We start from the raw sequence: 2,504 nt of genomic DNA on the forward strand, positions 1-2,504 counted from the left end.
CTGGACTGGAACATGCCGATCATGACAGGCATCGAATTCCTGCGCCATCTGCGCGCGCGCGACGAGGGCAAGAAGCCGGTGGTGATCATGTGCACGACCGAAAAGGACATCGACCACATCCACGAAGCGATCGCGGCCGGCGCCAACGAATATGTCGTCAAGCCGTTCGATCAGCCGACGCTGACCGCGAAGTTCGGCAAGGTTGGGATGGGATAGACGGCGGCTGCGATGCGATCGGTACAGAGGACGAGCCATCGTCCGCTGGTCCAACCCGGGCAGGCGTGACCGCTTCGCCAAACAGCCCCTTGAGTAGGGAAAATGCGCAGTCGCAGCCAGAACCTCATGGCCGACGAATTGACCGGCTCCATGTTTGCGGGCTGCGTCGACCCGCACCGTATACCCCATATGTCCAATTGCTGAGCTGCTTCATTTATCCAGCAGCAACTCCTTGATTTTCGCTGTGATTTCAGTTATTTCAGATGGTAACTTTGGAGACCGCGGATGGCCCTCTCTTCGGCGAAGTTCGAAACCGTCAGTGACGGCGATCGCAAGCAGGCCGAATCCGTCGCGCGGCAGCTGAAGGCATCGTCCCGCAGGCGTTCGGCCACTGTCAAACTCGACGGCCTGATGCTCAAGCTAGTTCGCGAACTGACGGACATTGTGCTGCGTCATCCGGGCATCGTCATCGCTCCGCTCCACCGCGAACTCTCGCCCGATGCCGCCGGCAAAATCCTGGGTGTTTCCCGCCCTCTTGTCGTTCGGCGTATGGACGATGGGCGGCTTCCCTTCCGCTACGAGGGGAAGCACCGCCGCTGCAAACTCCGGGACGTCCTCAAACTGAAGGTCGCGGAGGAGAGACAGACAAGCGTGCGGCCGCACGCGGAAAGGGTCAAGGCCCGACCTCCGCATCGACAGGGCGCATCCGTTAGCGAGATCAACGACCTCGTACTGGGCACGACGAACGCGCCCTACCGCCGCTCGATCCGAGCGAAGCAACTCGCGGATGCCCTGATGTCCGGCGCCACCAGCCGGTGGATGGTGCACGTCGCGACCTTCTTTACCGACGTACGTCCGCAACTCGTTCTGAAGTTCGCGAAGCTTCACGGCATACCGACGTGCGAACTGGCCTCCACCTACGACGAAATAAAGACGATGACGGGCGAAGCCAACCCTGCACTGGAGACGCTGCTTGAGCGACTGGCGCCGATTGCTTGATCGCACTCTGCAGGGACTTGCCGAACTCGAGCGACAGGGCAATCCCAGGCCGGATTGGGTGCTTGGCGGAGGTACGGCCCTCATGGTCTTCGCCGACCACCGCCTGAGCCGGGACATCGATGCCTTTATCGACGACCCGCAACACCTAGCTCTGCTTTCTCCGGAGACCACTGACGTCTGGAACTGCACCGCGTGGGACCGCGCAGCGCACTATCTGAAACTGAAGTATCCGGAAGGAGAGATCGACTTCGTTGTCACCGCCCAGATCTCGTCGCTGCCGCCAATCGAAAGGCAGATCGATCTGACCGCGATACGGAAGGGATCGAAGCCGACGATCCAGCTCGACTCGCCCGTGGAGATCGCACTGAAGAAGCTTCATTATCGCGCGACCATGATCAAGGCGCGCGACGTGTTCGACATCTCCGTGGTCGAGGCCATCGCCGGCGACGTGCTGATCGCCAACCTGCATCACGTGGCGGAGAAGAAGCGCGATCTTCTGCGACGCCTCAACGGCATCAATAGGGATTTTCTGCAGGCCGAATTAGCCGAACTCGACATTCGGCCGGCATGGGAGAAACACAAAAAGACCTGTTTGCAAACAGTTCGCGGCATCGTCGAACGGATCCCGTAGCCCATCCCGTGAACGCAAGCTCGTTCCCGTCTGGCCTCTCACCGTGCCGGCCGCACACCGGGAGCCGCATGATCACAATCCGGTTAGGGAAGCCGCAACTGCGGAATCCCTTCCGATTTGTAACATGCATGAACGCAACTCTATGCCAATTTGCGTGCTTCAGACGATGGACGAGACGATCATGCACGCGATCGACGGCGAGTTCGATGATCCGACCGAATTTTTCGACGCCCCGCGCGAGCAGGCAGACGTCTCGCCGCCGCCGCAAACCCGGAAGCAGGATTTGCCGGCACCTCATGACGACGGCGGAGTTTCGATGACACGCATCGTTTCCCGGGCCGTTTCCGATTGAGGACCGGGACATGGGGAAACGACGCTTCTTCGACCGCCCCCCGGGGCTGACGGTCGCCGACATCATCGCGCTGACCGGAGCGGAGTGCTCCGATGAGCAACAGCTTTCGCATTTGATCACGGATGTCGCCGCGCTCGAACTGGCCGGTCCGGACGATCTCACCTTCATCGAAAGCGGGAAATATGCCGACGCCTTGCGTACGACGCGCGCCGGAGCCTGCCTGATGCCGCAGCGTTTCGAAGGCCGTGCGCCGGACAGCCTCATCGTGCTGCGCGCGCACGAACCCTATCGTGCGTTCATCGCCGT

5 protein-coding genes are annotated in these 2,504 nt (G+C 61.0%); all 5 read left to right on the plus strand.

The window, feature by feature from the left end:
• On the plus strand, positions 1 to 216 hold a 216-nt coding region (locus WCB02_RS03995; RefSeq protein ID WP_423956542.1), incomplete at its 5' end, for a response regulator.
• 285 nt (positions 217 to 501) lie between these two features.
• A complete protein-coding gene (locus WCB02_RS04000) occupies positions 502 to 1,215 on the plus strand; it encodes a hypothetical protein (RefSeq protein ID WP_423956543.1) in 714 nt (237 codons plus the stop codon).
• The gene (locus WCB02_RS04005; RefSeq protein WP_423956544.1) at positions 1,190 to 1,846 is read left to right on the plus strand and encodes a nucleotidyl transferase AbiEii/AbiGii toxin family protein; all 657 of its coding nucleotides are present in this window, start codon (positions 1,190 to 1,192) and stop codon (positions 1,844 to 1,846) included. Before WCB02_RS04000 ends, WCB02_RS04005 begins: the two co-directional genes overlap by 26 nt.
• Before the next feature lie 43 nt (positions 1,847 to 1,889).
• Positions 1,890 to 2,198, plus strand: a complete 309-nt coding sequence (locus WCB02_RS04010) for a hypothetical protein (RefSeq protein ID WP_423956545.1) — start codon at positions 1,890 to 1,892, stop codon at positions 2,196 to 2,198.
• Between the two features lie 10 nt (positions 2,199 to 2,208).
• Positions 2,209 to 2,504 (plus strand): LpxD N-terminal domain-containing protein (locus WCB02_RS04015; RefSeq protein WP_423956546.1); only part of this gene is annotated, 296 nt, incomplete at its 3' end.

It is taken from the genome of Bradyrhizobium sp. (assembly GCF_049581145.1).
Lineage (GTDB): Bacteria > Pseudomonadota > Alphaproteobacteria > Rhizobiales > Xanthobacteraceae > Bradyrhizobium.

Bases quoted from the DNA above. Each gene is read 5' to 3' on its own strand.
- WCB02_RS04000 (WP_423956543.1), top strand. From the start codon at position 502: ATGGCCCTCTCTTCGGCGAAGTTCGAAACCGTCAGTGACGGCGATCGC.